Origin of the sequence: Arsukibacterium sp. MJ3, assembly GCF_000987765.1 — a bacterium.
Classification (GTDB): domain Bacteria; phylum Pseudomonadota; class Gammaproteobacteria; order Enterobacterales; family Alteromonadaceae; genus Alishewanella.
Genome location: NZ_LAHP01000052.1, coordinates 1 through 2,214, shown reverse-complemented (window position 1 = coordinate 2,214; position 2,214 = coordinate 1). Strand labels below are relative to the sequence as shown.

Below are 2,214 nucleotides of genomic sequence, written 5' to 3'. Positions count from 1 at the left end.
CTAAGTTGGAAGCGTTTGACCGTGCGGTGTTAACCACCAGTATGATGCAACTTTAGGCAGATACTTGCAGAGCGATCCAATAGGGTTAGCGGGTGGGTTGAATACTTATGGGTATGTTGGAGGGAATCCAGTTAACAGAATAGATCCGACTGGATTAGCAGCGCTTACCTTTTCTTGCAACTCTAATACTTTGACTGTTGATCCTGAAGTGGCTGGTAGATCACCCTACTCAATGAAAGCAACATCAGGAGTAAATGGCGGTGATTCTTGCAAAGACCGTGAGACAAAAAACAAAGGTGCTATTCCAAAAGGACAGTATCAGATTAACGCAAAAGATATGTCAAACCCAGGGGTATTAGGTGATCTTTTGCGCAATACACAAGGTGATTGGGGGGATTGGCGAGCTAAAATGAGTCCGCTCGGAGGTACCAATACCTTTGGACGTTCAGGTTTCTTTTTACATGGAGGCGCGTATCCAGGTTCAGCAGGTTGTATAGATGTTGGGGGTGGACTGTTCGGAAGTCCTATGACTGATTTGTTATTAAATGACATATTGAAAGATCCTGATGGAATAATTCCAGTTTTGGTGGACTAACCATGAAATATCTTAATTATTTAGTGAGTTCTTTTTATATATTTATAGCGTGGTTATCAGCCTATTGGCTTGTGCAATATTTCGGAGCTGGATTTTCTGCTGTTGAGGGGTATTCAATCGTCTCCGGATGGTGGGCTGCTGCCTATATCTCGTCGAAGCTCTCAATTAAAGTTAGACAGATATATCCACTTGCTTTTATATATTTTGTATTTTTTTTCCTGCATACGATATCCGGTGGGACTTGGTTATATCGGGACGCAAATTCAACCTCGACATTAGCTACTTTAACTATTGGCATAGTGCAGACTGTCTTTGTTGTTAGTCCAGTATTTTTTAACAAAGCAGTAGATTTTGTAACGGACTATATTAAGAAAAAAGAAAAATAAGGGTAAGAACACGACACTACAAAACTATGGGGTCGCATTGCTTTTTGCTACGCGCCCACTTAGACCAGCCAGAGGTGATTACCAAAGCAAAGCGGTAGTTTGGCGGGCCAGGTTGGAGACGTTTGATCGTACAGTATTAACCACCAGTATTGGTGACTTTAACATAGGCTTCCCTAGGCAATACTGGGACAGTGAAAAACTAAGTTGGTATAACTACTTTAGGGATTATGACGCCACTACCGGCCGCTATTTGCAGAGCGACCCAATTGGTTTGGCGGGCGGGCTGAATACTTATGGGTATGTTGGTGGGAATCCGATTAGCTATATCGATCCTCTAGGACTGGACGCTGAGGTAACGATTTGGCAACCAGTTGGCTGGGGGAGTTCTTCCTTTGGACATGTGTCAACTTCAATTAATGGTACTACATATTCTTATGGGCCTAGTGGAATGACGATCATGTCAACATCTGAATATAGAGCCAGAAATAGTTTTAGAAGTGGTGTAACCTCAGTTATACCGTTAAATGATGCTCAGACGGGGAAGTTAGAGGCGCTACTCAAAAAAGGTTCAGCCGCTTACGGAGCGCTGGGTAATAATTGTGCCGCACCAGTGCAAAGGGGATTAAAGCAATTGGGTATTGATACAGGTGATGTTATTTTACCAGTTTCTCTGGGCAACGCATTATTAGACCTTGGTGTGGTCAGTGGGTTTATTTTCCATTCTTCCGCTATCCCTAGTACATGAGGAGCTGCACATTGGGCAAAATAATACTGTTGGTTCTTATTATGTTTTTACATGGGTGCGCTAGTGAGAGGCTGGAGATTATTGAAGACGTTGAGTTACTTAGCGAGATACCTCGAAAGTCGAATGAAACAGAAGAATTGTTTTTAGAAATTATTCCTAAAGGGCAAATTTTGATTGTTGGCTCCCGACATTACGCCAAAGATTTCCTAGTGTTAGAAGTTATTTATAATGAAAAAAGAGGGTTTATAGTTTTTAACGGCGAGCTGATGGAATTAAGATCAGAGTAAAATAGCTGATCAATAAATAGAGATCAATAGGGTCACCCATTAGCCTCTCGGAGTCAATAGAGTAACCAAACCCGCGCGCACGGCTAAGTGCGCGTATCTTTTGATCAATAGGGTCAGAGACTGACAAATCCCCACAAAATGTATATAAAAAACAATAGTATAATAAAGAAATAATTGAAAATTCATTATCAAAATATTTAA

At 41.3% G+C, this 2,214-nt stretch carries 5 protein-coding genes; 4 read left to right on the top strand and 1 reads right to left on the bottom strand.

The features are described from left to right. Positions 1 to 64: 64 nt before the first annotated feature. From VT06_RS18680 to VT06_RS16560, 4 genes are all read left to right on the top strand, one after another. A complete protein-coding gene (locus VT06_RS18680) occupies positions 65 to 595 on the top strand; it encodes an RHS repeat-associated core domain-containing protein (protein ID WP_052750331.1) in 531 nt (176 codons plus the stop codon). A 2-nt stretch (positions 596 to 597) separates the two neighbouring features. Continuing rightward, positions 598 to 981, top strand: coding sequence for a hypothetical protein (locus VT06_RS16570; protein ID WP_046555437.1), 384 nt, complete (start codon positions 598 to 600; stop codon positions 979 to 981). Between the two features lie 112 nt (positions 982 to 1,093). Beyond that, positions 1,094 to 1,726, top strand: a complete 633-nt coding sequence (locus VT06_RS18800; RefSeq protein WP_304413426.1) for an RHS repeat-associated core domain-containing protein — start codon at positions 1,094 to 1,096, stop codon at positions 1,724 to 1,726. 11 nt (positions 1,727 to 1,737) lie between these two features. Further along, positions 1,738 to 2,013 carry a hypothetical protein gene (locus VT06_RS16560; protein WP_046555436.1) on the top strand — a complete coding sequence of 92 codons (276 nt, stop codon included), beginning with the start codon at positions 1,738 to 1,740 and terminating at the stop codon, positions 2,011 to 2,013. Here VT06_RS16560 and VT06_RS18670 read toward each other — a convergent pair. Beyond that, on the bottom strand, positions 1,979 to 2,214 hold a 236-nt coding region (locus VT06_RS18670), incomplete at its 5' end, for a hypothetical protein (protein ID WP_235357466.1). The genes VT06_RS16560 and VT06_RS18670 overlap by 35 nt on opposite strands.